This is a genomic window from Dysgonomonas sp. 520 (assembly GCF_010501095.1).
Lineage (GTDB): Bacteria > Bacteroidota > Bacteroidia > Bacteroidales > Dysgonomonadaceae > QVMP01.
The window spans coordinates 1-26,270 of sequence record NZ_QVMP01000014.1; the positions used below are offsets into that span (position 1 = coordinate 1).

General features: G+C 40.9%; 18 protein-coding genes. 12 read left to right on the forward strand and 6 right to left on the reverse strand.

Going from position 1 to position 26,270, the window contains the following annotated elements:
• The 9 genes from D0T56_RS09735 to D0T56_RS09775 form a co-directional block, all read left to right on the forward strand.
• Window positions 1-788: hypothetical protein (locus D0T56_RS09735; protein WP_163319957.1), on the forward strand; the 788-nt coding region annotated here is incomplete at its 5' end.
• Between the two features lie 157 nt (window positions 789-945).
• A complete protein-coding gene (locus D0T56_RS09740; RefSeq protein ID WP_370458798.1) occupies window positions 946-2,496 on the forward strand; it encodes a PglZ domain-containing protein in 1,551 nt (516 codons plus the stop codon).
• 6 nt (window positions 2,497-2,502) lie between these two features.
• Window positions 2,503-2,919 carry a tRNA (adenosine(37)-N6)-threonylcarbamoyltransferase complex ATPase subunit type 1 TsaE gene (gene tsaE, locus D0T56_RS09745; protein WP_163319959.1) on the forward strand — a complete coding sequence of 139 codons (417 nt, stop codon included), beginning with the start codon at window positions 2,503-2,505 and terminating at the stop codon, window positions 2,917-2,919.
• Between the two features lie 5 nt (window positions 2,920-2,924).
• On the forward strand, window positions 2,925-3,989 hold the full coding sequence (locus D0T56_RS09750) for a tyrosine-protein phosphatase (RefSeq protein WP_163319960.1): 1,065 nt from the start codon (window positions 2,925-2,927) through the stop codon (window positions 3,987-3,989).
• Between the two features lie 43 nt (window positions 3,990-4,032).
• Window positions 4,033-4,827, forward strand: coding sequence for a ThiF family adenylyltransferase (locus D0T56_RS09755; RefSeq protein WP_163319961.1), 795 nt, complete (start codon window positions 4,033-4,035; stop codon window positions 4,825-4,827).
• A 5-nt stretch (window positions 4,828-4,832) separates the two neighbouring features.
• Window positions 4,833-5,594, forward strand: coding sequence for a YaaA family protein (locus tag D0T56_RS09760; protein WP_163319962.1), 762 nt, complete (start codon window positions 4,833-4,835; stop codon window positions 5,592-5,594).
• Window positions 5,595-5,674: 80 nt separating this feature from the next.
• A complete protein-coding gene (locus D0T56_RS09765; protein ID WP_163319963.1) occupies window positions 5,675-8,203 on the forward strand; it encodes a S9 family peptidase in 2,529 nt (842 codons plus the stop codon).
• Between the two features lie 80 nt (window positions 8,204-8,283).
• Window positions 8,284-9,603: a pitrilysin family protein gene (locus tag D0T56_RS09770; protein WP_163319964.1), complete on the forward strand. Its 1,320-nt coding sequence runs from the start codon at window positions 8,284-8,286 to the stop codon at window positions 9,601-9,603.
• Between the two features lie 24 nt (window positions 9,604-9,627).
• Window positions 9,628-11,673: a pitrilysin family protein gene (locus tag D0T56_RS09775; protein ID WP_163319965.1), complete on the forward strand. Its 2,046-nt coding sequence runs from the start codon at window positions 9,628-9,630 to the stop codon at window positions 11,671-11,673.
• A gap of 136 nt (window positions 11,674-11,809) precedes the next feature.
• Here the strand turns inward: D0T56_RS09775 and D0T56_RS09780 are convergent, their stop codons facing one another.
• The gene (locus D0T56_RS09780; RefSeq protein ID WP_163319966.1) at window positions 11,810-14,023 is read right to left on the reverse strand and encodes a TonB-dependent receptor domain-containing protein; all 2,214 of its coding nucleotides are present in this window, start codon (window positions 14,021-14,023) and stop codon (window positions 11,810-11,812) included.
• A 108-nt stretch (window positions 14,024-14,131) separates the two neighbouring features.
• Window positions 14,132-14,599, reverse strand: coding sequence for a hypothetical protein (locus D0T56_RS09785; RefSeq protein ID WP_163319967.1), 468 nt, complete (start codon window positions 14,597-14,599; stop codon window positions 14,132-14,134).
• 133 nt (window positions 14,600-14,732) lie between these two features.
• Here D0T56_RS09785 and D0T56_RS09790 point away from each other — a divergent pair, with 133 nt between their 5' ends.
• From D0T56_RS09790 to D0T56_RS09800, 3 genes are all read left to right on the forward strand, one after another.
• Window positions 14,733-15,578 (forward strand): RsiV family protein, encoded by an 846-nt coding sequence (locus tag D0T56_RS09790; protein WP_163319968.1) that lies wholly within the window; start codon window positions 14,733-14,735, stop codon window positions 15,576-15,578.
• Complete coding sequence (rsmG, locus tag D0T56_RS09795) at window positions 15,578-16,198, forward strand: 16S rRNA (guanine(527)-N(7))-methyltransferase RsmG (RefSeq protein WP_163319969.1); 621 nt, start codon at window positions 15,578-15,580, stop codon at window positions 16,196-16,198. Before D0T56_RS09790 ends, rsmG begins: the two co-directional genes overlap by 1 nt.
• A gap of 121 nt (window positions 16,199-16,319) precedes the next feature.
• A complete protein-coding gene (locus tag D0T56_RS09800) occupies window positions 16,320-17,501 on the forward strand; it encodes a lipopolysaccharide assembly protein LapB (protein WP_163319970.1) in 1,182 nt (393 codons plus the stop codon).
• A gap of 68 nt (window positions 17,502-17,569) precedes the next feature.
• Here D0T56_RS09800 and D0T56_RS09805 read toward each other — a convergent pair whose 3' ends face one another.
• From D0T56_RS09805 to D0T56_RS09820, 4 genes are all read right to left on the reverse strand, one after another.
• Complete coding sequence (locus tag D0T56_RS09805; RefSeq protein ID WP_163319971.1) at window positions 17,570-18,376, reverse strand: DUF4380 domain-containing protein; 807 nt, start codon at window positions 18,374-18,376, stop codon at window positions 17,570-17,572.
• A 100-nt stretch (window positions 18,377-18,476) separates the two neighbouring features.
• A complete protein-coding gene (locus tag D0T56_RS09810; protein ID WP_255491148.1) occupies window positions 18,477-20,723 on the reverse strand; it encodes a GH92 family glycosyl hydrolase in 2,247 nt (748 codons plus the stop codon).
• An 11-nt stretch (window positions 20,724-20,734) separates the two neighbouring features.
• Complete coding sequence (locus tag D0T56_RS09815) at window positions 20,735-24,196, reverse strand: hypothetical protein (RefSeq protein WP_255491149.1); 3,462 nt, start codon at window positions 24,194-24,196, stop codon at window positions 20,735-20,737.
• A gap of 76 nt (window positions 24,197-24,272) precedes the next feature.
• A complete protein-coding gene (locus tag D0T56_RS09820; RefSeq protein ID WP_163319974.1) occupies window positions 24,273-26,174 on the reverse strand; it encodes a hypothetical protein in 1,902 nt (633 codons plus the stop codon).
• Between the last annotated feature and the right edge of the window lie 96 nt (window positions 26,175-26,270).

The window sequence follows — 26,270 nt, forward strand, 5'->3', positions numbered from 1 at the left end:
GCAGTTTAATTTTATTGATTTTTTTAGCCGTTACGGCTCTAAAAGCACAGGTGGGTGTGAACACGGAAAACCCGCAGGGTATCTTCCACATCGACGGGAAAAGAGACACAAATGGTAACACAAACGTCGCAGATGATGTGGTGGTAGATACTCTAGGCAGAATTGGAGTAGGGACGAACAACCCACAAACGAAAGTAGATATCAGAACGACAACAAAAGGTAGCGGTTTTCGTCTGCAAGACGGTTCACAGCAAACAGGAAAAGTATTGACAGCAATGGATAATACAGGGCGTGCCGAATGGCAAGAAATCGGCGTGAGAATAACAGCACCTTCGGGTACATTTACTAGAGAAGGTATTGATATCCCGGAATTTGGAGGACATTCGCCATTGAGGGATACCGGAGCGAGATTGACCATCCCTCCCGGAAAGTGGTTTGTAATGGTTTCTTTGCTGGCTGAACCTTCAAACAAATCTGTTGTACCTCCTGCAACAGACATTATTAATGCACATGTATATACAAGAACGACTCTCAGTGCCGTAAATGCAGCAGATGATGGTTATATCCATTATGATGGCTCTTCACTTGTTGGAGGTCAAGTAAAACCATATGGTTTTACTACCTTTTCAGGATTCTTCATCATAAGGAACTCTCATACAGCAAGCATACCCCTTCGGTTGGATGTTCAAACCTTGAATTATGGAGCTCCATCAAGAATGTGGCCAATAATATTTGCTAGGGCTGCCCACCTAGAAAACTCAATAGCAGCCTTTATGCTCTCCGAATAAGAGTATAATCTATATGTAACAAGGGCAGAAAAACACATAATTTTCTGCCTTTTTTGTTTTCGATATATCATTTATTGCAGATTACCATTATTTAAGAGTTATGATATTATAAGTACATGTTAAATTCGTTACTTTTGAACATGAAAAAAGTAATAGAATTGAGATGAAGAAAAAACGAATACTTTGGGCAGATGACGAAATAGATCTTTTACGCCCACATATTTTGTTTCTGAGCGAGAAAGGCTATGAATTGGCTACTGTCAACAGTGGGCAGGATGCCATAGAGGCTTTTTCGGAAGAGACTTTCGATATGGTTTTTCTCGACGAAAATATGCCGGGTATTACAGGACTTGAAACTCTTTCCCGATTGAAAGAAATCAACCCGAATGTGCCTGTGATAATGATTACCAAGAGCGAAGACGAAGGCATTATGACCGATGCCATCGGGAAAAAGATTGCCGATTATCTGATCAAACCCGTCAATCCCAACCAGATATTGATGTCGATCAAGAAAAATCTGCACAAAGATGATATCGTGACCGAGGCTACCCTCGAAGGTTATCGTGAAGAATTCAACCGGATTGGCATGCAAATAAACAACGCCTCATCGCCCGAAGATTGGATGGACGTTTATAAAAAAATCGTTCATTGGGAAATGGAGCTGACCAGTTCCGAAAATCCACTACTCGATCTTCTGAAAATGCAAAAACAGGACGCCAATGTCGCTTTTTCTAAATTTGTAAGGAAGAACTATGAGTCGTGGGTGAATAATTCGGACGACAGACCCGTTTTGAGTCCCGACTTATTCAAGAAGAACGTATTTCCATTGCTGGATGATGGTGAAAAAGTATTCTTCATTTTAATCGACAATTTCCGTCTCGACCAGTGGATGGAAATAAAAGACCTGTTGGCTTCTGACTTTACTTTCAATGAAGACTTGTATTACAGTATCCTCCCTACGGCAACACAATATGCACGAAATTCTATCTTTTCGGGATTGATGCCTTTGCAGATAGCCGAAATGTTTCCTGACCTTTGGATTGATGAAGATGAGGAAGAAAGTAAAAACCTGAACGAAGAGCCACTGATTCAAACACAGATAGATCGTTTCAGAAAGAAATACAGCTTTTCGTACAATAAAGTCCTCAATTCGACACATGGCGAAAAACTAATCCAAAACTTTAATCAACTGGATAATAATCAGCTGAATGTGATAGTCCTGAACTTTGTTGATATGCTTTCGCATGCTCGTACCGATTCGAGAATGATTCGAGAACTTGCATCGGACGAGGCAGCATATCGTTCGCTTACCCGTTCGTGGTTCAAACATTCAAGCACGAGCGATTTGTTCAAAAAATTGGCAGAAAAAGGATATAAGGTGATTTTAACCACAGATCATGGAACCATACGTGTGAAAAATGCCTTGAAAGTGATTGGAGACAAAGCAACCAACACAAATTTGCGATACAAGCTGGGAAGAAATCTGAATTACGATCACAAAAAAGTTTACGAGATACGTGAGCCTGCAAAATACGGTTTGCCAAGTCCCAATATAAGCACGAAGTATATCTTTGCTTATAATGACGATTTCTTCGCTTATCCCAACAATTACAATTATTATGTGTCGTATTACACCGATACATTCCAGCATGGAGGCATCTCGCTCGAAGAAATGATAATTCCATTAATCACACTTAATCCGAAATAGACTTCTATGAAACAACTTACAATACAATCTCTTGACGCAATTGACGAAACAGCCCGCGAGTTTATAGAGCAAATGGGGGATAATACCGTTTTTGCCTTTCATGGAAAAATGGGAGCAGGAAAAACCACTTTCATTAAAGCCATTTGCGAAGAACTGGGAGTGGAAGATGTGATCAACAGTCCTACTTTTGCCATCGTAAACGAATATCGCTCAGGTACGGGCGAGTTGATTTATCATTTCGATTTCTATCGTATTAATAAAGAAGAAGAAGCATTTGATTTTGGCTACGAAGACTATTTTTATAGCGGAAGCCTCTGTTTTATCGAATGGCCGGAAAAAGTGCAGTCGCTTTTGCCTCACGATGTGGTGAACGTGACCATCGAAGAACAGGCAGACGGAAAACGTATCGTAATAATTGAATAGAATTTATGAAAAAGTTAGATATTATAACAATCACATTGTCAGCTATCTGGATGATGTTAGCATGCGGAGATAAAAACAAAACTACTATGACAAAAGCAGAATATTCGGGCGAAGATATTTCAAACATAGCCACTATCGAGAGGAATAAAGATACAAAAAAGGCGTCTCTAAAAATAGAGACAGACGGAAAGTGGACACTCTATTCAGGACTGACGGTTGAAAGCATAGATTTTTCCAAACCTGTGGCAGAAGGTGAGGGTAGTGGAACATTTGCCCTGAATGTACCTGATTCGGTCAGAAGTTATTTCCAACTGGAGACAACAAACGGAAAAGCTATTTTAGCCGAAAGGCATTTGCCAATGACAGGAGGTTATAACTTCCGCGATTTGGGAGGTTTCAAAACAAAGGATGGCAAGTATGTGAAGTGGGGAAAGGTTTTCCGTTCGGACGATCTGCATCACCTCACAGATCAGGACTTGCAGTATTTGGCAAGCATTCCGGTTGTCACGATTGTTGATTTCCGTTCCGATGAAGAGATAGAGCCGGCTCCTGACAAAAATCCGCCTTCCGTTAAAAATAACTTTGCATTGTCAATCAGTCCGGGTAATGTTATCGACTTTATGACAACATCAAAACCAGCCGAAGAATTGATGAAAGACCTGAATGTTCAGCTGGTAACAGATAGTTTATATATTGCTCAATATAAAGAATTTTTCTATTTGCTTCAGAACAAGGATGATGTGCCATTGATGTTTCACTGTTCGGCAGGGAAAGACCGCACAGGAATGGGGGCGGCATTGTTCCTTTACTCGCTAGGGGTAGATGAAAAAACAATCATGGAAGATTATATGATGTCTAATGTCTATTTGGGAGACAAGTATGCTGAATACATAGAGAAAAACCCGAACCTGAAATCTTTATTTGAGGTGAGGGCAGAATATATCGGTGCGGCTATGGATCAGATAAAAAAAGATCATGGCTCGGTAGAAAAATACCTGACAGACGTTTTAGGTGTCGATCTACCGAAAATGAGAGAAATGTACTTGTATTCAGTTAACAGTCATCAGTGATCAGTTCAACTTTCTACTTAAAACTTATTTCTCATAACTTGCAATGAGCTTAGAACAAGATATTTTCAGCCGTACAGAACGCCTTGTGGGTGAAGAAACGATGGACAGGATAGCCAACAGCAAAGTTATCATATTTGGTGTTGGAGGGGTTGGCAGTTGGTGCGTGGAAGGGTTGATCAGATCGGGGATCAGGCATCTCACTATGGTAGATTCCGATCTGGTGTCAGTCACCAATATTAATCGTCAATTGCCCGCTACCACTAAAACCGTAGGGCATGTGAAAGTGGAGGTTTTGAAACAACGGATGTTGGAAATAAACCCCGAAGCCGAGATTGTAGCATTACAGAAGATATACAGTAAAGATACTTATCAGGAGTTTGAACTGGACAAGTACGATTATATAATTGATGCAATAGACAGCCTCGAAAATAAAGTGCATCTGATTCAGACCGCCACCAAGACAAGTGCAACATTCTTTTCTTCGATGGGTGCAGCCTTGAAGCTGGATTCTACGAAGATTGAAGTGTCCGAGTTCTGGAAAGTGAGAGGTTGCCCTTTGGCTGCGGCATTGAGGCGCCGGCTGAAAAAGTCGGAAATGCCATCCAAGAAATTTCTTTGTGTATATAGCGAAGAAGTTTTGGAAAATAAAGGCTTAGGCCTGGTCACAACAGAGGAAAACATAGAAAGCAGCATAGTTCGGGGCGACCCGGAACTAGCTCTTAACGATTGGAATGAGAAAAAAGCACAAATAAACGGAACATTGGTTCATGCCACGGCTATTTTCGGTTTCACTTTGTCGGGATTGGTTGTTCAGGATATAATTAGAAAAAGCAATTAGATATAATGATAGTAACACTTTCACCTGCTAAGATGATCAATTTTGCAGAAGAAGATATTGAGGCAGGGCAAACAAAACCCCGATTCGACAAACAAGCAAAAGAGTTGAACTCTTTGTTGCAGAATCTGAACATGGAGGACGTGAAAACCCTGATGAAGATAAATCCTGCGCAGGCAATGGAAGTGTATCAATACATACATGGTTTCGGTTCGGGAAAAGCTCCGGAAAAACAAGCCGCATTTGCATATAATGGAATTGCCTATTCGGGTTTGAATGTCCGTGGTTTCAGTTCTTCGGAACTGGATTATTTGCAAGATCATTTGGTTGTCCTGTCCGGGCTTTACGGAGCATTGCGCCCTCTGGATATGATAAAGCCATATCGTTTGGAAATGCAGATAAAACTGGAAAACGATAAGGCAAAAGATCTTTACGCTTACTGGAAACCTACATTGACGAACTATCTTTCAGAGAGGCTTTTAGCCGATGACAAAATATGGGTGAACCTAATGTCGACGGAATACACAAAGGCTATCGACAAGAAAAAATTGCCTGAAGGAACACAGATTATCACCCCTGATTTTAAAGAACAAACAGATAAAGGATACAGGCAGGTTGTGGTCTACACAAAAAAAGCAAGAGGCATGCTTGCCCGGTTCATCCTGAAGCATCGCCTCACCTCGGCAGACGACCTGATGGCATTTGATGAGGAGGGTTATTACTACTCGCAAGAACTGTCTACACCAAACAATCCTGTGTTTGTCAGATGATGACAATATTATTTTATAGAGAAGGAAATAATATTTTAACAAAAAATCCCTACTTTTATATCTCATAAAAAATTATAGCTATGAGACTGAAAATAGCGTTTGTAATAGCATTTATCCTATTAGGTCTTAACACTTTTTGTCAGAAGAGTGTTGAGTTGAGCAGGGTATATCGGGCAAAGCCGATAAACGTAGATCTACCTTTCATGGTAGACTCAACCAACATGAAAGGTGATAAATTTCAGAATAAAGACTTTCTTCAGACATACATATCCATTCCGGGTATGGATGCTTTCACAGAAGAATTGAAAACTGATGTATCCGGTTACTTCTTTCTGTCGAAAGCACAAAAAGGGGCAAGGTTTCATTTGCTTTCTTTCGATTTCAGTACAGATAAACAAGGAAAAACCAAACTCAAGGTTATCGGACCAAGCATGTATGAGGTATATGTAAACGGGGAAAAGAAGCACACGAAAACAACTGTGGAAGACAGCCTGTCGCAGGCTAAATTTTCCGAAATATCTTTTTCGGCAATTCCGGGAACATACAATATCCTGATAAAATATATGAGTCTGCCGACAAACAAATCGCCTGAGGCCATGAAAGTTGTTCTGGAGGCGGAGAGCAAAGACTCAAATATAAATTACACTATTCTGAGGAATGCCGACAAGCGTTTCGTAAACATTAAAGACATAATACAGGGAAAAAGGGTTACTTCCTTGTCCACTTCGCCAAATGGCACGCATATCTTGCTAAGCTACGCTACCACGAAAGACGATGGAAAAATCTTTCAGGAAAAGGAACTGTTGAATGTGAAAACAAACAGGCGGGTTTCGTTGGCAGTCAGTCGCAATTATAGCTGGATGCCTGTGTCGGATAAGTTTTATTACGAAGACAAATCGGAAAAAGAACTGAAAGTCGTGGTTGTCGATCCCGAAACACTTTCCGAGTCTGTCATCGCCCGGAACATCCCTTCCGGCAGTTATCTTTTTACGCCCGACGAGAAATCATTGATTTATGCGGATAGTGATGAAGCGAAAAAAGGAAATACAAGTCTAATTAGATTGAAGTCGCCCGAAGATAGGCAGCCGGGTTACGACAACCGTTATTTTGTTTCCAAATACGATATTGAGACAGGAGTAAAACAACGCCTTACTTACGGAAAAAGATCGACCTCCATTAATCATATAACTAACGATTCTCGTTATCTGTTATTCTCGACAAGGAAAGAGATCACAGAACGTCCTTTCAGCCAGACTTCTATGTATATCTTGGATATGCAGGAAATGAAAGTCGATACGCTTTGGACGGACGAGGGTTATGCAACCTCCGCTAAATTTTCTCCCGACGGAAAACACGTTTTGATAAAAGGTTCGGCGGAAGCCTTCGGAGGTATCGCAAAAAACTTAAAAGATGGTGAAATTCCCAACAGTTTCGACGGGCAGGCCTTTATTATGAATGTTGCCACAAAGAAAGTGGAAGCTATAACACGCGATTTTACCCCTAGTGTAGAGAAAATCTATTGGAGTTCGGGCGATGGCATGATCTATCTTGCTACTTACGACAAGGATTATGAACGTATCTACAGATACAATCCCGATAAAAAGCAATTCAAAATGCTTCCGTTGAAAGAAGATGTGGTTCGTTTATTCTCGCTTTCGGGCAATAGTGCGTCCGCTTCTTATGCAGGAACAAGTATTTCCAATTCGTCCCGTGCCTATCATCTGGATTTGAAGAACGACAATTCCACTTTGATTGCCGACCCTTCGGGAAAACGTCTGTCGGAGATACGACTGGGAGAAACAAGGGATTGGGTATTCACAGCATCGGACGGAACGAAAATAGACGGTCGTTACTACCTCCCTCCTAATTTTGACGGTACGAAAAAATATCCGCTCATTGTGTATTACTACGGGGGAACGCTACCCACAGCCCGCACGTTGGAGGGTGCTTATCCGCCACATGTATATGCGGCTTTGGGTTATGTGGTTTATGTATTGCAACCAAGCGGGGCAACAGGATACGGGCAAGAATTTGCAGCACGGCATGTCAATACTTGGGGAAAACGCTCGGCAAACGATATAATAGAAGGGACGAAACAGTTTGTGAGCGAACATTCTTTCGTGAACGGAGAAAAAATCGGCTGTGTCGGTGCATCATACGGAGGGTTTATGACCATGTATCTGCAAACACAAACAGATATGTTTGCGACGGCGGTTTCTCATGCGGGAATCAGTTCAATCTCCAGCTATTGGGGCGAGGGTTATTGGGGTTATACGTACAACTCCATAGCCAGTGCAGATAGTTATCCCTGGAACAATAAAGAGCTTTATGTAGATCAAAGTCCGTTGTTCAGTGCCGATAAAATCAATACTCCGCTATTGCTTTTGCACGGAACCGAAGATACGAATGTGCCGGTTGGCGAAAGCATCCAGATGTATACGGCATTGAAGATATTGGGAAAACCGGTCGAGTTTATTCAGGTGAAAGGCGAAAATCATAGTATCAAAGACTACAATAAACGTCTTCAGTGGAATTATACCATCTATGCGTGGCTTGCCAAATGGTTGCAAGACGATTCGTCGTGGTGGGATAGCTTGTATCCGAACTGAATTTTTTCAGCTTGTTTGTGACGAAAAGCAGGATTTAGCGACAAATAGAATTAAAAACACATATAATAAATACATAATTTATGAAAAAAATCTTCTTATCATTGGGGTTACTTTTCATGGGGGGTGTTGGTGTCGTATCGGCCCAGCACATCGAATTTGAGGAATATACCCTTAGCAACGGATTGCATGTGATTTTGCATCAAGACAAATCCGTTCCGGTTGTTACTACCTCCGTAATGTATCATGTAGGAGCAAAGGACGAACAACCAGACCGCACAGGCTTTGCACACTTCTTCGAGCACCTGCTTTTCGAAGGAACCGAGAATATTGGCAGGGGCGATTGGTTCAAAATCGTATCGGCCAATGGCGGACAAAACAATGCGAATACTTCGGATGACCGTACTTATTATTACGAGACATTTCCGTCAAACAATCTGCAATTATCGCTTTGGATGGAAGCGGAGCGTATGCTTCATCCCGTCATCAATCAGATTGGAGTTGATACGCAAAGGGAAGTTGTGAAAGAAGAAAAACGTCTGGGTGTCGATAATCGCCCTTACGGACGGCTGTTTGAGGCTGTGAAATCGAATATATTTAAGCATCACCCCTATCGTTGGACAACAATAGGCGATATGGATCATATTGATGCGGCAACATTGGCCGAATTTCAGGCTTTTTTCAAAAAATTCTATATACCCAACAATGCCGTGTTGGTGGTTGCGGGAGACTTTGATAAAGCGCAGGCTAAGAAATGGATAGACGAATATTTTGCTTCTATACCCAAAGGCGCGGATATTGTGAGAAAACAATATACGGAAGAACCTATTACCAAGCAAATCAACGCTAAATTTGAAGATGAGAACATACAGATTCCGATGTTGCTGAACGTATACCGCACCCCATCGTTCAAAGAGCGTGATACTTATGCGCTCGATCTTGTTTCGGATGTGCTGAGTTCGGGAAAAAGTTCAAGGCTGTACAGAAGATTGGTTGATAAGGAAAAAACAGCACTCGACGTTAGTTCGTTCATCTATCCTCAGGAAGATTACGGAACATATTTTATTTATGGTCTGCCAATGACAGGGAAAACCATGGAAGACATGCAAATCAGCATTGATGAGGAAGTGAACAGGATTTGCACGGAACTGATCACTGAAGATGAATATCAGAAATTGCTGAATAAGGTTGAGAATAGTGTTGTAAGTCAAAATTCCTCTACCGATGGTGTTGCTCACAACCTGGCTACTTACTATTTGCTCTACAAAGACGTGAATCTTATCAATAAAGAGATAGATATTTACAGGTCTATAACCCGTGAAGAAATAAGGGATGTGGCTAAAAAATACTTGAAACCTAATCAACGTCTGGTGCTTGATTATGTACCCAAAAACGCTGAATAACAAATAAACATCAGAAACAATAAAATGAAAAAATCATTATACATATTTCTTGTATTGCTACTATCCGTATCAATGCAAGCACAGGTGGACAGGTCGGTGCAACCAAAACCCGGTCCGGCTCCAAAAGTGAATCTCGGAAAACCTCAAAGTTTTAAACTACCCAATGGTTTAACCGTTCTGGTGGTTGAGAATCATAAATTGCCTCAGGTCAATTTTAATCTTTACCTTGACAATGGCCCCACCCTTGAAGGGAACAAAAAGGGTGTTGACGATTTGGCCAGCAGCCTGTTGGGTACAGGGACAAGCAAGTTGAGCAAAGATCAGTTCAACGAAAAGCTGGACTATTATGGGGCTTCGCTCTTTTTCTCGGTGCATAGCACAGGAGGAAGCACCTTGTCGAGATATTTCCCTGAAGTTTTGAATTTAATTGCACAGGGGGTTCTTGATCCCGTTTTCCGTGGAGATGAACTGGAGAGTGAAAGGGCAAAACTTCTGGATGGAATAAAAGTTGGTGAAAAAAGCGCACAGGAAATAGCCGGCAGAGTAAGAAAAGCATTGGTATATGGCAAGGGAAATCCTTCGGGAGAATTTCTCAGAGAGGAAACGATCAATAATATCTCATTATCCGATATTCAGGAATATTATAAAACATACTTTGTCCCCGAAAATGCGTATCTCGTAATTGTGGGAGATGTGAAGTTCGGCGATGTGAAAAAACTTGTAACCTCAAACTTCTCCTCGTGGAAGAAAGCTGCCTCACCCAAAAAGGCTTATCCTGAGCCGGTAAACCTGACTGCAACAGAAATAGATTTTGTGGATGTGCCACACGCCGTTCAATCGGAAATCTCGGTGAGCAATGTAGTGAATTTGAAAATGACCGATCCTGATTATTTCGCTGCCCTTTTGGCAAACCAGATTCTCGGAGGTGGTGGCGAAGGCCGTTTGTTCCTGAATTTGCGTGAAGCTCACGGCTGGACATACGGCTCTTATTCAAGACTTAGAGGTGATAAACATACGTCCGACTTCACGGCATCGGCATCGGTGCGCAATGCTGTGACAGACAGTGCAGTTGTTGAAATGCTGGGCGAGATAAAAAGGATAAGAATTGAATTGCCGACACAGGCCGACCTCGATTTGGCCAAGGCAAAATATGTAGGAAGTTTTGTAATGAATGCAGAAAAACCTGCAACTATCGCAAATCTGGCAACATACGAGAAAACACAATCGCTTCCGGCTACATTCTATCAGGATTACATTAAAAACATAAATGCCGTGACACTGGAGCAAGTGAATGCTGCTGCTAAGAAATATTTTATGTACGACGCTCTGCGTATCGTTGTGGTTGGTAAAGCTGCCGAAGTGTTGCCAAGCCTCGAAGCCTTGAATATTCCGATCAAATATTATGACAAGTATGCAGATGCAACCGAAAAGCCATCGGTGAAGGATGTAGACCCAAATGTAACGGCTACGTCTGTCCTTGAAAAATATATCCGAAATATTGGCGGATTGCAAGCGATAGATAAGGTGAACACCGTAGCTATCACTTATGTAGCTAAGGTACAAGGTCAGGAGATGAAGACCGTAAGCAAGCAAACGGCATCGGGCAAATCGTCTCAGGAGGTATCTATGATGGGTATGGTTATGGCCCGAACCGTATTCGATGGAGAAAAAGGTTTTATGGTGGTTCAAGGTCAGAAAAAGGAAATGACGGGAGATGTGCTTGAGGCTTTGAAATCAGGAGGAATTATTCCCGAAACTAAGATGTTGAAATCGGGTGATGTGAAGATTGCCGGAATAGAAAAAGTTGGAGACAATGACGCATACAAAATAGTAGACGGAAAGAAAACTATTTTCTACGATCAGGCTACAGGTTTGAAAGTTGCCGAAGAAGCAACTGTGGATATGGAAGGCCAGCAAATTACCCAACGCACACTATTCGGAGATTATCGGGAAGTTGGAGGTATAAAAATTCCATTCAAGCAAACTACCAATATGATGGGAATGGATATAGAAATGAATGTGACGGATGCGAAAGTGAACGAAGGAGTTTCTGACGCAGACTTCAAGTAAAAAGTAAGGATATATAATCAAAGTGTTATTCACCTTTGTCATTGAGTCGCCTTCGCTCCACCGATTATCAATTCGAGGAGCGAAGGTGAGGCAATGACAGTTTTTTTTATACTCTGCTCTTTTCGGTTATAATCTCTTATTTACCGATATTATATCTCAGCCCTACATAGAATTTCGTTCCTTGAGTTGGTCCGTAAACCATTGTGGCGTCAAAGTTTGATCCATAAGGGTCGCTTGCTGCAATAACAGGATTCTTCTGTTTGAAGTTGAGGATATTCTCTGCCCCTGCATATACGCTCCATGTTCTGAAAAACTTAGTCACCTGTGCATTCATTATGGTATACGATTTGAATTTTTCTTTCCATAACGGTGCTCCATCCACAACATTAGGGGTTGGCATTCTGCCTCCTCCATTAAATTGGGCTGTCAGGTCAAATTGCCATTTCCTCAGATTGGTTTCGTACGAAGCAGTTGCAAGAGCCTTGTAATCGCTAAGTAAGGGTTTCTTCAGGCGTTGACCGTTTTTGTAATCGGTTTTCGTATTGTTCCACCTGTAAGCACCTAGCAAGGTAAAGCCCTTGAAGAGTGGATAAGAAGCCTCAATCTGAAAACTATTGGAATAAGATTTGCCGGTCAGGTTGTAAAAACTAACCTTGTGAGGGTCTGAATCCATATCCATAACCACCTGATTTTGGAAATTTGTGTGGAAATACTCCACAGCAAGAGATAGCTCCTCGCCAAACAGTGGTATGTGGAAATTGGCACTGGCTCCAAAATTCCATGCTTCTTCTTGTTTCAGGTTGTTTTCAATATCAATGCGCCTGTTGCTTGCAAGCAAATAACTGTTTTCGGGCAATACGAACACCGTGCGATATCCCTTTCCTGCCGATAGACGAAGGTGAGCACCATGAAATAAGTCATATTTGATATGCACACGTGGCGTAAGGAAAAGGTTGTCGTGAAGCGAACTGTAATCGGCACGCAATCCGGCCAATACTATCAACTTGTTATTCAGACTGAAAGTATATTGGGCATAGGCTCCTGTTACCGATTCTTTATCATCTTGATTGCCGGGAATCAAATCACGGACATACTTGGATTCGTTGAAATAATCGTGATTGAAACTCACCCCTGTACTTAGCTTGTGCATGTCGCTGAAATCTTTTTCATACATCAAAGAAGCATTCAGGTTATATTCGTACACATTATATTTGTCTGTCGCATACTTCGACTTCTGATCGTGATACGAACCAGACATGATCAGGGCAATACTTTCATTTTTATGATGATCGAGGATATATCCGTTTTTGGTGAAAAGCTCGGCACGGTTTGTCTTCACATCAATCACATAAGGATCGTAAGCAGCACCTTTGGGCATAGTATGTTTTGTTTGCCCGCTTCTGCGCTCATCGTTCACAAATTTGATTGCCGATTGCGAAATAAAATTATCCGTTTGATAGTGCCAGCGGTTCATCAGGTTGATTTGTTGTCTCTTAGGCATATCGAGAAATGAATCGTCGTTGTCGTCATGCTCTTTCTTTTCGTTGGAGTAGTGTGCAAAAATGCCTGTCGACAATTTATCGTTCAACACCAATGCGGCATCAGCATTTCCCTCGTAACGGCTCGCATCACTCATAAAGAAGTTCAGGCTCAACGGATCGGCATCCTGAGGTTTTTTATATTCCACATTCACTTGCCCCGATATGGATTCGTAACCATTTTTCACGGAAGCCGAACCTTTCGAGATGTGTATGCTTTCCATCCACGGACCGGGTATGTAGTCTAACCCGTACAACTTGGCTGCGCCTCTGAAATTAGGAAAATTCTCCGTCAGCATTTGTACGTATGTTCCTGAAATACCCAACAACTGAATTTGTTTGGCTCCCGTAACGGCATCGCTGTACGATACATCCACAGAGGGGTTGGTTTCGAAACTTTCGGCAAGGCTGCAACATGCTGCACGGCTCAGTTCTTTTGTGTTGAGCAACTCTGTCCGCATAGGATCGATACGAGACGAGAACCTGCCAACGGCGGCCTTAGTCACCACCACTTCTTCCAGTTCCTTTACATCTTTCAATGTAATGGAGAGAGGTTTCCCGTTGTCATGTGTGTGCAATGCATATTCTTCATATCCGAAAAGTGAAAAATGAAGATGATGGGCATCCTTCACTCCTGAGATTTCGAAATAACCTTTTTCATCAGTTTTCACCGCATCGGTAGAATTTTCCCAGAATACAAGCACGCCTTCGAGCGGCTTTTTCTTACTGTCATAAACATTCCCTTTGAATGTTTGTGCCGATAAACCGATAAACGGCACGAGTATTAATATTAATAATATTTTGAATTTCATTATTTTGACTTATTTTTCTGTTTATAATTTTTTGGTTTTGCCTTAACTGCAAAACAATCCGTCCCAAATTTCAAATTTTGAATTTGGGAAAATATAACAGAAATAAAATTAAATAATGAGAACCCTGAGCTTAGACAAATAGGCTCGGGGTAATGTGGTAGGTGGTATTTTTAATTGTTTGGAAAAACTGTTTTCAGCCAAAGGCGAGTCCGAGATTTTCAACAATTCGGTCGGAAACATAGCGTCGACCCAAACGAACGGAGCCGCCACTTGCAGACGGAATTGATAACTATCCAGCAGCATCGAAACACGTTTGGCTACACAACATTCGCCATCGTGAGGCCGGTCGCAGCAATTATGCTTGTGTTCATGATCCAATACGTTTTCAGTCGCATCATTGCTGGCACAACAAGAAGCATCGCTATTGTTATGGCACGAGTCGTTTTTCGTCGACAGCTGCATTTGCTCAATGATGCAGTTTTTGCAACAAAGGTCAATAATAGTAAATCCTGCTCCAATCACAAAAATGATGGAAGCGAGACTCAGTATTATTATTTTCTGCAAAATCTTTTTCATTCCGAAACAATGCCAGCGTATTGAGACGACAAAGATAAGCATTCTTTAAAATATTAGGTTTGAATTTAAGTTTTTCTTAACGAATAATTATCGCATTTGACTATATTTGCATTTAAATAATATTCTTTTGAGTATGAAAAAAATCACTTTAGGAGTTTGTGTTGGTCTTTTAATAGCCTCATTTTCATGCAAGCAGCAAACTGAAAAACAATACACAAAAAATGAACTGGCATTCGACACCATCAATGTCTCGGAAAAACATTTTTTCAACAATGATACGGCACAAACTGCCTGCAACTTATCGGTAGAGTTTGTTTATCCCGTTCAGAACGACAACGATTCTATCGTCGAAAAAATGCAAAGGGAGATAATACTGATGTATTTTGAAGATGAAAAATATACTGGAGTTTCGCCAAAAGACGCCGTAGACAAATATGTGTCGGATTTCAATTCTTCTTTCGATGCAACAGTGAAAGGCTATGAAAACCACATGGACGAGTTTGATGGTAACGACCCGTTCTTCACTGCATCGGAAAAATTACTGGGGCACTTGCTGTTCAACGAAGGTGGGTTCCTGACTTTTCAGGTAGAACGCCAGAACTCGAAAATGGGAACAATTACGCATACTCAGTACAAAAATTGTGTGATCGACCTGGAAACCGGCGAACGAATAAAAGAAGAAGATATTTTTGTAGAAGACTATGAACAGGAAATTCACGACTTGTTTGTGGTGCAACTACTTAAAGTTCACAATGTAAAGCAATTGTCCGACTTGGAAAACGATGAGTACGGGTATATAAATCTGGAAGAAATAGTTCCGAACCGAAACTTCGGTGTAGATGGAAAAGGTATTACTTATGTGTTCAATTCGGGTGAATATTCGACATATAAAACCGAGGCAATCAGAATTTTACTGCCATTTGAAGAAATAAAACACTTGATAAAGGAAAATTCACCAATTTTCAGATTAATAGATTAATGGATATAATATTAAAATACTTCCCCGACCTTACGGATAAACAAAAAGAACAATTTGCAGCATTGTACGATTTATATCTGGATTGGAATTCGAAAATAAACGTTATTTCACGAAAAGACATTGAAAATCTGTATGTTCACCACGTTCTTCACTCATTAAGTATAGCCAAAATAATCCGGTTCAACGATGGCTCGAAGATTATGGATGTTGGCACGGGTGGAGGCTTTCCCGGTGTGCCACTGGCGATACTTTTTCCCGAATCGGAGTTTTTATTAGTGGATAGTATCGGTAAAAAAATAAGGGTGGCGACAGAAATATCCACAGCGATAGGGTTGAAGAATATCCGTTTTCGCCATTGTCGTGCCGAAGAAGAGAAAGGCTTGTTCGACTTTGTGGTTAGCCGGGCGGTGATGCCATTGTCCGATCTGGTGAAAATCGTCAGGAAAAATATATCGAAAAAGCAGAATAATCCACTACCCAATGGCCTTATTTGCCTGAAAGGCGGAGAACTGGAGAACGAAATATCTCCTTTCAGAAAGTATGCAGATGTAGAAGACTTGAACAATTATTTTGAAGAAGATTTCTTCGACACAAAGAAGGTCGTTTATCTGCCTTTGTAAAACTATACTTGTTTCAAGGTTTTGTCATGTTGAAGGGAGTGAAAGATCTGATAAAATAGATCCTTCGATACTCTCAGGATGACAAATAATAATATTTGCTATACAAAACACAACACACAAAATGATTAAAAAATTATTTATTGTAGCCATTGTAGTTCTATGTTGTATGTCTTGTGCAAACCAGAAATTCACAAAAGCAGACATTCTGAGATGGAAGGCTGCGGGCGATGTTGCTGCCAATGCGTTCATGCAGATGAAGTATGACAAGGAAACTGATTTCCTGCACAAAAATAGCGTTGACGAACAGGTTATGTACGATTCTTTGTATAGTATGTACAGTTATTATGCAAAAATAGATTCGGTAAAAGTGCAAGGCGTGAATGACTCCATATATCGGCAGATAGCTTTCAATTTGAAAAATAATTACGACAACTTTATATACGGGGGAGCTTTGGCTTTCGACAAGAAAGAGTACACCAAAGCACTCAATTTTTTTGAGGCTTATTGGAATACGCCGTCAATGCAGGTATTCAAACTGAAAAAGAATGACAACCTGAGGATAGACACCCGGGATGAGAGTTTTCAAACCGTAAAATATTATGCAGCCATCGTTTCTTTGCAAACGAATGACAATACTCACTCAATTAATCTGCTGCAAAGAATAATATCAGAAGGTTATATTGAGAATGAAACATACAAAGAAAGCGATATATATGAATTGCTTGTGGATAAATACAGTCAAGTAGGTGATTCCCTTAATTTCATGCAAACTTTGAATCAGTGTGTCAGTAAATTTCCGAATAACCGATATTTTCTGGCTAACCTGATAAATGAATATATCAGTAACGGAAAACTTGATGACGCAATCAAATATCTGGATAAAGCTATAAAAAATAAGGTTGCAGATGTGTGCGAACTGACAAGCGTCAAGGCAAACATTTTTGTTTCGGAGAAAGATTATGACAATGCCTCCGAGGCTTACATGGCTGCACTGAACGAAAATCCCGATTGCGAGAGGGCATTGGATGGATTAGGAACCTTGTATATTTTGCAGGCTCAGGATGTGAAAGAAAACGCATTTACTATAGACGACAGGGATATAAGCTACTTAATTGAACCTAGCGACTATTACAGAAAATCACTCCCTCATTTAGAAAAATATAGGGAACTGCTCATAGCAAGAAACGCAGACCCTGTGGAGATCCGATTGGCTTTGGTAAAACTTCGGAACGCATATTACAACCTGAATATGTTGGTCGAGTTTGACAATTGCGAAAAAGAACTGAACAAATATACGGATTAGAGAATCAAAATGGGCACTCTCCGTAGGTATTGTGTCTTATGATTTCTAGGAGACTTGATTCTCTCGTATCATTTTGTGAGTATATGCAATCGTCTTCGGATGGTATCTATTATTTTCGATTGGTTCTGCATTTCATCCTTTCCTACTTGAAATAAGAACCACTTTTGTTGATAATGCAAAGACTCTCCTTTCCGCAATTCCGTATATTTTCCATGATTCTCCAATTCTACATATTGGCTGTTTGGAGCTAGAAAAATCTCCACTTCGCCTTGCAACAAAGGCAAGTCTTTTACTTGTGTCATCGGAAATTGTTTTACCAATACCAAATCTTTATACTGATGCGCCAACCATCCTTCTTGTGTGGTGGCAAAGAGTTTTTGACCTCTTTTAATTGAATCCTGCGAATAATTATACCGGATTATGCCATCTTGTTCTGAGACATGATCTAAGTTGGATGGCAAATCTTTCAGATATTTGTCCTTAACAGGAAAGAATGTAACACCTCCGGGCACACGAGTCACGTCCCATGCGGCAACATGCTGAGTGGTATCGGATATATTTTCTATCGTATAGTTGATCGATATAGCTTTATCTTTTTTAGAAAATGAAAATTCTTTTGTGAAGCGAAAACCCTTCAGCGAATCTTTTTCACTGATAAGACGGAGCAAATTTCCCTCCACTTCGGCAAAATAAGGTTCTGCATCAAGTATTGGAGAAGGAGGCCAGAATCTGCGTTGAGGCGAAGGCCAAAGAGTGGCTCCGTAGTAAAGCGGATGATCTTTCTCGGATAATAATATTTCTTGTCCGGCGCATTTAAAGCTAACGATACGTCCTCCGTTTGTGCCCGAAACCGTGAAAGAAAGGTCGCCTTGCATTAAAGTATAAACACCATCTGCATGACTTATCCTTTGTGCTGCTCGGCATGAAGAAAAAAGCAGCACAATGAATAAGAATAGAAATAGATTAGTAGTTATCCTATTTTTTTGTATTTCCCATATAAAACTCAAGTGTATCACCTTGCATTATATTTTCGTGAGTTATGTAATATTTATCGTATTCCTTGCCGTTTAATTTGACCGACTGAATATAAATATTCTTATCATTCAGGTCGTTTGCAATCATTTTAAAAGTTTTTTCTCCGACCCGGATTTCGGCCGAATTTACCATCGGTTTTCCAAATATATACATTCCGTCGGCAGGGTTGACCGGATAGAAACCCATCGCACTGAATACATACCAAGCCGACATCTGTCCGCAATCTTCATTGCCACAAAGTCCGTCAGGTTTTGTCGTGTACAACTCTTTCATAATTTGGTGAACCTTCTCTTGCGTTTTATACGGCTGGCCTACAAAATTGTAGAGGTAAGCCACATGATGGCTGGGTTCGTTTCCGTGAGCATATTGCCCGATGAGGCCTGTAATGTCGATAGGTACATCAGCACCCGAAACATTGGAGTGAATTGAGAACAACGTATCCAAAGCGTTTGCAAATTTTTCCTTAGAACCGAAAAGGCTTATCAATCCCGGAATATCATGCGGAGCAAAGAAAGAATATTGCCATGAATTGCCTTCTACCCAGTCGCACTCTCCGTAAGACGAATAGAAAGGATCGAAAGGTCTTCTGAACTGACCCGTAGAAGAAAAGCCGTTCATTAATTGATATTCTTTGTCAAAATAGTTTTTATACGATTGCGAACGTTTCATAAAATAGTCATAATCTTCCGTCTTTCCCAAATCCTTTGCCATGCGTGCAATGCACCAATCATCGAAACAATATTCCAATGCCGTGGAAACAGATTTGTTGTATTTATCGTAAGGAATATATCCGTATTGTTTGAGTTCTTTTACTCCGAAATTATCTTGCATTGCGGAGGTTTTCATTGCCTCGTAAACTTTTTCTACATCATAATCACGGATTCCTTTAAAATAGGCATCAACAATGACGGGGATCGCATGATAGCCAATCATACAATTGGTTTCGCTCGACCATAGAGGCCAAACCGGCAATAGTCCATATTGTTCATATTGCGCCATCATAGACTTGATAATGTCATTCACCCTGTTCGGCTCAATGATAGTCAACAGAGGATTAGCCGCCCTGAAAGTATCCCAAAGGGACATAACTGTATAATTTTCAAATCCTTCAGCCCTATGCACTTCACCATCAAAGCCGATGTATTCTTTATTCACATCATTGAACAAATATGGAGCCAACAAGGAATGATAAAGAGCCGTATAGAAAATAACTTTTTCATTTTCCTCTGCCTCTATTTTTATTTTAGACAATTGTTTTTCCCATTCGTCCTGAACATTCGTCAGAGTTTCTTCAAAATTCCATTCTGAAATTTCCGTATCCAAGTTTTGTATGGCATTTTCTGCACTGACAGCAGATATTCCAACCTTCACCAGAATTTTTTCACCTTCTTCTGTCTTATAATTTACAACAGCTTTAATATTTCTTCCGCTTGCTGTTTTTTTGTCTAACGACTTATCATCAGAATATACTTGAAATGAATGGAAAGGCTTGGAAAAACGAATGGCAAAATACAATTGCTGATTGCTCCAATACAGTTCATTTGGTTCTCCCCAGCCTTTCGTCTGCCTCATGCCTGTTACAGTCTGATTGTCAACTACATCAACAGAGAGGAACTTTATGGAATCGGTAGAATAATGATGTGCGAGATCTAAAATAATGTGAGACTCATCACTTTCAGGAAAAGTATATTGATGAAAACCACAACGAGGACTGACAGTCAGTTCTGCCATAATGTTATAGTCCTGCAATTTCACCTTGTAATATCCGGGTGATGCCCATTCCTCATCGTGCGAAAAGCGGGAACGATAACCACTATCAGGGTTTTCTTTTGTTCCGGAATTTAGTTTCACTTCGCCTGTTGTCGGCATAATCATCACATCCATCAAGTCGGAGCGACCTGTCCCTGAAAGGTGAGTGTGAGAGAATCCGATTATGGAACTGTCGGTATGATGATATCCCGAACACCAATCCCAACCCTCCAATCCCGTATCGGGACTGAGTTGTACCATTCCGAAAGGTGCTATCGCTCCGGGAAATGTGTGTCCGTGTGCTGCTGTCCCGATGAATGGGTCTACATATTCGATTAATTTTTTCTCACCATCCTTTTTTTCGGATGAACATCCCGATAGCATTAGAGAAACAACTGATAATAAGAAAATATATTTTTTCATTTTGCTATTTTTCATTTGAGTCATTGTTATTCTTCAAATCCGAATGCCACTTCATTTGCCCAATGTTCTTTCCAATCGGGATGAAAGGCCCGTGAATTCTTTTTAGATACACTACGTTCTTTTGCCAATTCCATACATGCGGCAGGCGCTCCATCGTCATTCACTCTGAATGAAAACTTGATATTTTCACCTTTATCCAGAGCTTCCTTTACATGTGGAATTTCGCTCCATGATATGGCACATTCTGTATATAGTGTGTTTCCATCGCGAACGGTTATTAGTTTTCCATCCTTAACGGCTCCATCGTATGAAGATTTTCCCTGACGTGGATAGAAATGTTTGCGAGGCATTCCGGGTACAAGCATGCGCCAGATTTCAAATCCACCGCCATATTCGGGTGCAACAGGGTTGAGAGCATACTCGTAATCGGTACACTTATACCCGATATACTTCGGCATTGTGCCTTTACTTGTAGCTTCCATTCCATCTTCACCAATTGGTAATACATTGAAAGCTATAAGGATATTGTCAAACAATTGTCCGGAAGTTCCGTCCGGCAAGATCGGCCTTTTACGGTACGTGAATTTCCGTACACCTTCGGGCCATTTTAATGGAATCAAATCATCTTGACTAACGATATTACAAGAAACATTGGCAGGCAGTTTTTCGGGGATGTCGATCATATAATATCCTGAATTTCCATATTTTCCCTTCCAATTGCCCATCGTATCGAAATCCCTGCTCACAACATTTGCTGTTGTTTTGTTATTAGCCGAAAGATTTGATTCGTCAAAAAATACGCCTGCTAGTTTTGCCGTATACCACCATCCGTATGCAGAACAGCGAATCCGTACTTTTCCCGACAAATTGAGAGTCAGGTATACTCCATTCCACAACTTGTCTATTCTTTCGCTCAACAACTCTTTATCCGTTTCCCTGTCATAAACCGTGACGGCGACCCCATGTTGAGCAACATTTGGAAAATAGAGAGAGGCCTGTGTCATTTTATCTTTTGGCAAGTCGATGTCTATTCCTATGGATTGTGTGTTGGTGGTATTCTCCATATAATTCATAATCCGCCCATCTTCTGTCGGATGCCATAATGCCCCCTGATTGGCTTTGTCGGCTTGCCGTGAAACAATGACCGATTGCATAGCATTAATCGTCTGCATATAGGAAGTATCGGGATAGAAGAACTGATCGTCGTCCCTGTCTTTGAAACGTAAACTACCTTTATTGGGCGTCTTATCCGCTACTTTTGCCGCAAAATAGAAATACTGATCGTCATAACCCAGGTAGGCATGTGCCAAACCTTCGGCATTGCTATCGAATTTTTCGAACGGATACCAAGCTGCTTCGGTCAGCGAAATGCTTGCCTTTGCAGAACCTCTTACAACCTGAGGTATAGCACCTTTCCAATCGTCGAGATTACCATCTATATTGATTGTTCTTTTTGCAATCACGTTCACATGCATATCTTCCCAATGGGTTGCCTTTCCATCTTTTCCTGCATCGAATACAACATCAAGAGGATACGTGTTATCTGCATTAGCCTCACCGTTAACAACTTTCACCTTTATGGTTTTTGTCTCATTCCCTTTCAAAGATATATTTTGAGGCGCTTCTATCTGCAGATTTCCGACAGTTACTTTTAAAGAACCTTTCACCTCCCTGTTCAGGATATTTGTGATATCCAATTCCATTTCAGGATTATCAGTAATAGCTTTAGTGAAATCTTTTGCTACAATATCAACAGGCTGGTAGCCTTCAACTTTCGATTTCCTTAAAGTTGCAATTAATTGCTTGAAAGAGCCTTTCTTTCCGTTTGTACGTAAGAAATATCCCTGATAATTGAGCGGAATTTCATACCTGTTATTCCGAGGGGCAATTATATTCCCGTAGAAATCATATAACAGGAAAGACGGTTGTGCATCTACAATCATTTTCCCGTCGGTAATTGGCTGACCCGAAGAAAGCGATACTACATTGCGGAAAAGGATGTTGTCTTTTCCGAATGCTTCGCCCAAATCGCCGGCAATGACAACCGTTCCGTCATCTTCATTGTCGTTGTATCCATCAAAAACCATCACCCAAGGCAATCCGTTCTGAAACAGCAATTCCTTAAATTCACGCTCGCCTATTAAACTTTGGGTTGCAGCCATTGCCGCCGTAGATGACCAGGTGGAATAGACAGGACAGACTTTTTGTATACCGTTTGGCGTATTTATCTCATAGTTTTTAGGAACATCTCCTTTCCCCGAATACATATATCCGCCGTAGATTCCCATCGAGCGGTCATATCCTGCCGAACGGTTTGCTGCAACTACCAGCCCTATTCTGTCGTCGGTATTTCCTACCCAACTTTCGGTGTCCCAGATCAATACTCGCCCTTTATAGTCTTTGCGGTTGTTCCATTCAGGATATAATACGGGAGATTCCATCCCCTGATAGTGAATGGACAGAAAATCGAAAATAGGTAGCATATCCATTGTTCCATCACCAAAAAATTTATCCAAGGCATTAGAGTTCGAGTCGCCTCCGCCAACAAGAACATCCGCCCCATCCTTGCGAGCTTCCAAAACAGCCTCCGCCATTTTTGTATATATTTCCCTGTAACGCACCATATCGGCTTGCCATCCTGCAATGGATATTCCCTCCCAAGGTTCGTTCCATAAAGAAATGCCAGTAACAGGCCCTTTAGGCCATCCGTATTTAAGGCAGATTTCTTTTACAAATTGTTTGAAGTCTTCATCCATTTCGGGAAGCCAGACATAGTCTTGCTTTGTACGAAGAAATATTCCGTTATCATCCAAATGCGAACGTGGTGTGCCCAATGGCATCAATGAACCACCTTCGCCAATCATGATTAATACGGTGATATTATTGTCCATGTATTTTTTCATTTCATCGTCAAAATTTTGCATCATCCGACGATACCCCGGACTTGTTGTCGGCAAATATCCTAATCCGTGACGGATAGCCTGAACACCTACACGGCTCAGAAAATCGACCCCCAAATCATCCAGCGATTGTTTCGGATATTGCATTTTCACCGGATTGGGTTGCATGCTATATACAAAACTTGTAGCCAGACGCCTGCCATTTTTGCCCAAATCGAAAACAACAGCATATCCCCCATATTTTTCTATGTCGTCTACATCTATTGTTACGTTAGTATAGCCTTTTGGCGAAATGGATACAGGACGGATTATTTCTTTTTCATAATCCATCTTCACCACTTGCGGCAACCATACATTGTTAGGAATGCCCTTTGTTCCATACTGAATTATGTAGATCTTCGCATCGGTGTCAATCTGAAAATCGGTATTGTTTTTCAACTGAAATTGAAATTCTATTTTGTCACCTTTCCAGAAAATGTTGGCAGGCGCCGAAGAGTAGAAAGGCACTACGTCGTAATTATAGAAACGCAAGCCTTCCTTTACCTTGAATATGGTTTCGTAATCAACCCATTCGTGAGGTTTTTTCATTTGTGCCCTCAATATAAAAATGGGGGACAAAATCATAACAAGCAATATTATTAATTTTCTTTTCTGCATAATTCACCTAGTATTTTGATATTTGAGGACTATTGATGTCTGATCCTGTCAAATCTGTACATTCTATTTCATAATCATTTTTCACTCTCAGCTCGTTTGCCGGTTTTGCCAATGCCTTAACTTTCAGATTATCATTAAACAATGTCAGGTAATCATCATCAACTTTTATTTTCACATCAGGATGTTTATGGTTTTCGTTGCCCGAACTCATAGATAAATGGATTCCTACAACAGCATCGCCCATCTGATTCAATCGGAATGTTTTCTTCTTTCCTGAATAAAGGACATAATCGGCCCATATTTTGCCATTAGCATTTCCGGTTTCCCAATGCCCATCTTTATTGTCCCATTTGGCAAAAGGAATTTTTATCGTACTCTTTATATTTCGGGAAACAAAATTTACATCCTCCCTATTCAATTCGGGAAGAGTGAATCTTGTGTTCTCTAAATCGCCTCCCACTTCAATTCTTAAACGAATATCTGTTGCTTCAATGGTGGCATCTTTTATGCGGTCGAGTCCGGGGTGCGTATCTCCACCGTCATCTGCTATACTCATAATAGCCAATACGGTGGTGCTGTCTTGTGCGCACACGATATTTGCCGCCGAAAAATCGTAGCCGTCATGCAAAAACCTGACTTGCATATAGCTTGGTTTTACAGGCGTGCCCCAATGCGCAATCAGAGGGCGGGTCTGATTCCACATATATCCCTGATTGACCGACGCAAGCGCAAATTCGGTGCCGGCATACAGTTTGCCCACAATATCTTTCGAATGAATGAAATCGCTTTTCTTTACTCCGTTTCGTTGACAAACTCTCTCTATTTTAATTTCAGGATTTGCTACCACAAATGTATCAATTTCCAGCCGAGGTAGAACAGATTGTGTAAATTTAGGAAGTATGTCTTCGGGAATTTTGTGTGGAGCTATCACATTCGGAATACGTGGATAGTCTCCCGGCAAGTTGATGGTTCCGTTAGACGCATTATACAGCAAACGATAGAACTTTGGTTGGGAAAGGCTGCTATACGACCGCAGATTGGGTCCGCACCATTGTCCTGATGGTTGATGAAAATGGTTGGCTATCACATTCCAGCTCATAGCATACAGGTCGTCGATAATCTTTCTGTCTTCGGGGTTGATGATGGTCTGCTGCATACGTAGTAATTCATCCATCGCAACCGGAGTATATGTAGGGCTGTTATATTCCGTAAAGCCTTTGTTCCGTATTGTATATTCATAGAAGTTGAGTAACCTTTCCCGTGCATAACTTGTCATTTCGGGCATATCGCAAATATCACCTACAATGTAGCACGCATATGTGCCCATTATGCTGATATTCGTATAATCGGGTTGTACGTTCCTTTTTTTTATTGCTTTAGCTGCTAAAACCAATGCTTTCTTTATATCATTTACGAGTTTTTCTCCTGCATAATCGGAATGATTGATGATAACATCAATCAGGGGTACAGCGATGAAATCTGCCCAGTTATAATCTATTGCCGCCTTTCGTCCTCTCAACGGATCTTCGGGATAATAAGGCCAGATGCCACAATATGGAAGAGACTCGTCCGTTTCTTGCATCGGCAATATTTTTTTCACAATATTAATACCCCGTTCCATATATGCTTTATCTTCCGTTTTCAGTAATGCTACTGCATATTCCAGCGATTCACGGGTTTGGTGAACAACAACGCCGCTATCAAGATCGCTATGATAATGCCTGCTTTGTGTTACGCAAAAAAGCATATTCATAGACGGGTCGTATTCTTTGTTTTTCTTCTCTAAATCCGTTTTTAAATAATCAATTTCTTCTTTACTCAGCTTCACCGGAGTAAAGTGTGTATTAGAGCCTATCAATACATTAATTGTCAATAAAAGAAGGACTGTGATCGTTAGCTTTTTTCTCATAACGTATGCAAATTTTCTATTAGAACTGAGACAAAGACACCCCCGGCTACACTTTTTCACGAGAGTAGCTGTATCATCGGTTACAATGTCAATTAT

Excerpts from the sequence above, each read along its gene's own strand:
- D0T56_RS09780 (WP_163319966.1), bottom strand. The coding sequence starts at position 14,023 with ATGAAATTCAAAATATTATTAATATTAATACTCGTGCCGTTTATCGGT.
- rsmG (WP_163319969.1), top strand. The coding sequence starts at position 15,578 with ATGGATATAATATTAAAATACTTCCCCGACCTTACGGATAAACAAAAA.
- D0T56_RS09805 (WP_163319971.1), bottom strand. The coding sequence starts at position 18,376 with ATGCAAGGCGACCTTTCTTTCACGGTTTCGGGCACAAACGGAGGACGT.
- D0T56_RS09765 (WP_163319963.1), top strand. The coding sequence starts at position 5,675 with ATGAGACTGAAAATAGCGTTTGTAATAGCATTTATCCTATTAGGTCTT.
- D0T56_RS09760 (WP_163319962.1), top strand. The coding sequence starts at position 4,833 with ATGATAGTAACACTTTCACCTGCTAAGATGATCAATTTTGCAGAAGAA.
- tsaE (WP_163319959.1), top strand. The coding sequence starts at position 2,503 with ATGAAACAACTTACAATACAATCTCTTGACGCAATTGACGAAACAGCC.
- D0T56_RS09775 (WP_163319965.1), top strand. The coding sequence starts at position 9,628 with ATGAAAAAATCATTATACATATTTCTTGTATTGCTACTATCCGTATCA.
- D0T56_RS09790 (WP_163319968.1), top strand. The coding sequence starts at position 14,733 with ATGAAAAAAATCACTTTAGGAGTTTGTGTTGGTCTTTTAATAGCCTCA.
- D0T56_RS09785 (WP_163319967.1), bottom strand. The coding sequence starts at position 14,599 with ATGAAAAAGATTTTGCAGAAAATAATAATACTGAGTCTCGCTTCCATC.
- D0T56_RS09755 (WP_163319961.1), top strand. The coding sequence starts at position 4,033 with ATGAGCTTAGAACAAGATATTTTCAGCCGTACAGAACGCCTTGTGGGT.
- D0T56_RS09750 (WP_163319960.1), top strand. The coding sequence starts at position 2,925 with ATGAAAAAGTTAGATATTATAACAATCACATTGTCAGCTATCTGGATG.
- D0T56_RS09800 (WP_163319970.1), top strand. The coding sequence starts at position 16,320 with ATGATTAAAAAATTATTTATTGTAGCCATTGTAGTTCTATGTTGTATG.
- D0T56_RS09810 (WP_255491148.1), bottom strand. The coding sequence starts at position 20,723 with ATGAAAAATAGCAAAATGAAAAAATATATTTTCTTATTATCAGTTGTT.
- D0T56_RS09820 (WP_163319974.1), bottom strand. The coding sequence starts at position 26,174 with ATGAGAAAAAAGCTAACGATCACAGTCCTTCTTTTATTGACAATTAAT.
- D0T56_RS09815 (WP_255491149.1), bottom strand. The coding sequence starts at position 24,196 with ATGAAAAAACCTCACGAATGGGTTGATTACGAAACCATATTCAAGGTA.
- D0T56_RS09770 (WP_163319964.1), top strand. The coding sequence starts at position 8,284 with ATGAAAAAAATCTTCTTATCATTGGGGTTACTTTTCATGGGGGGTGTT.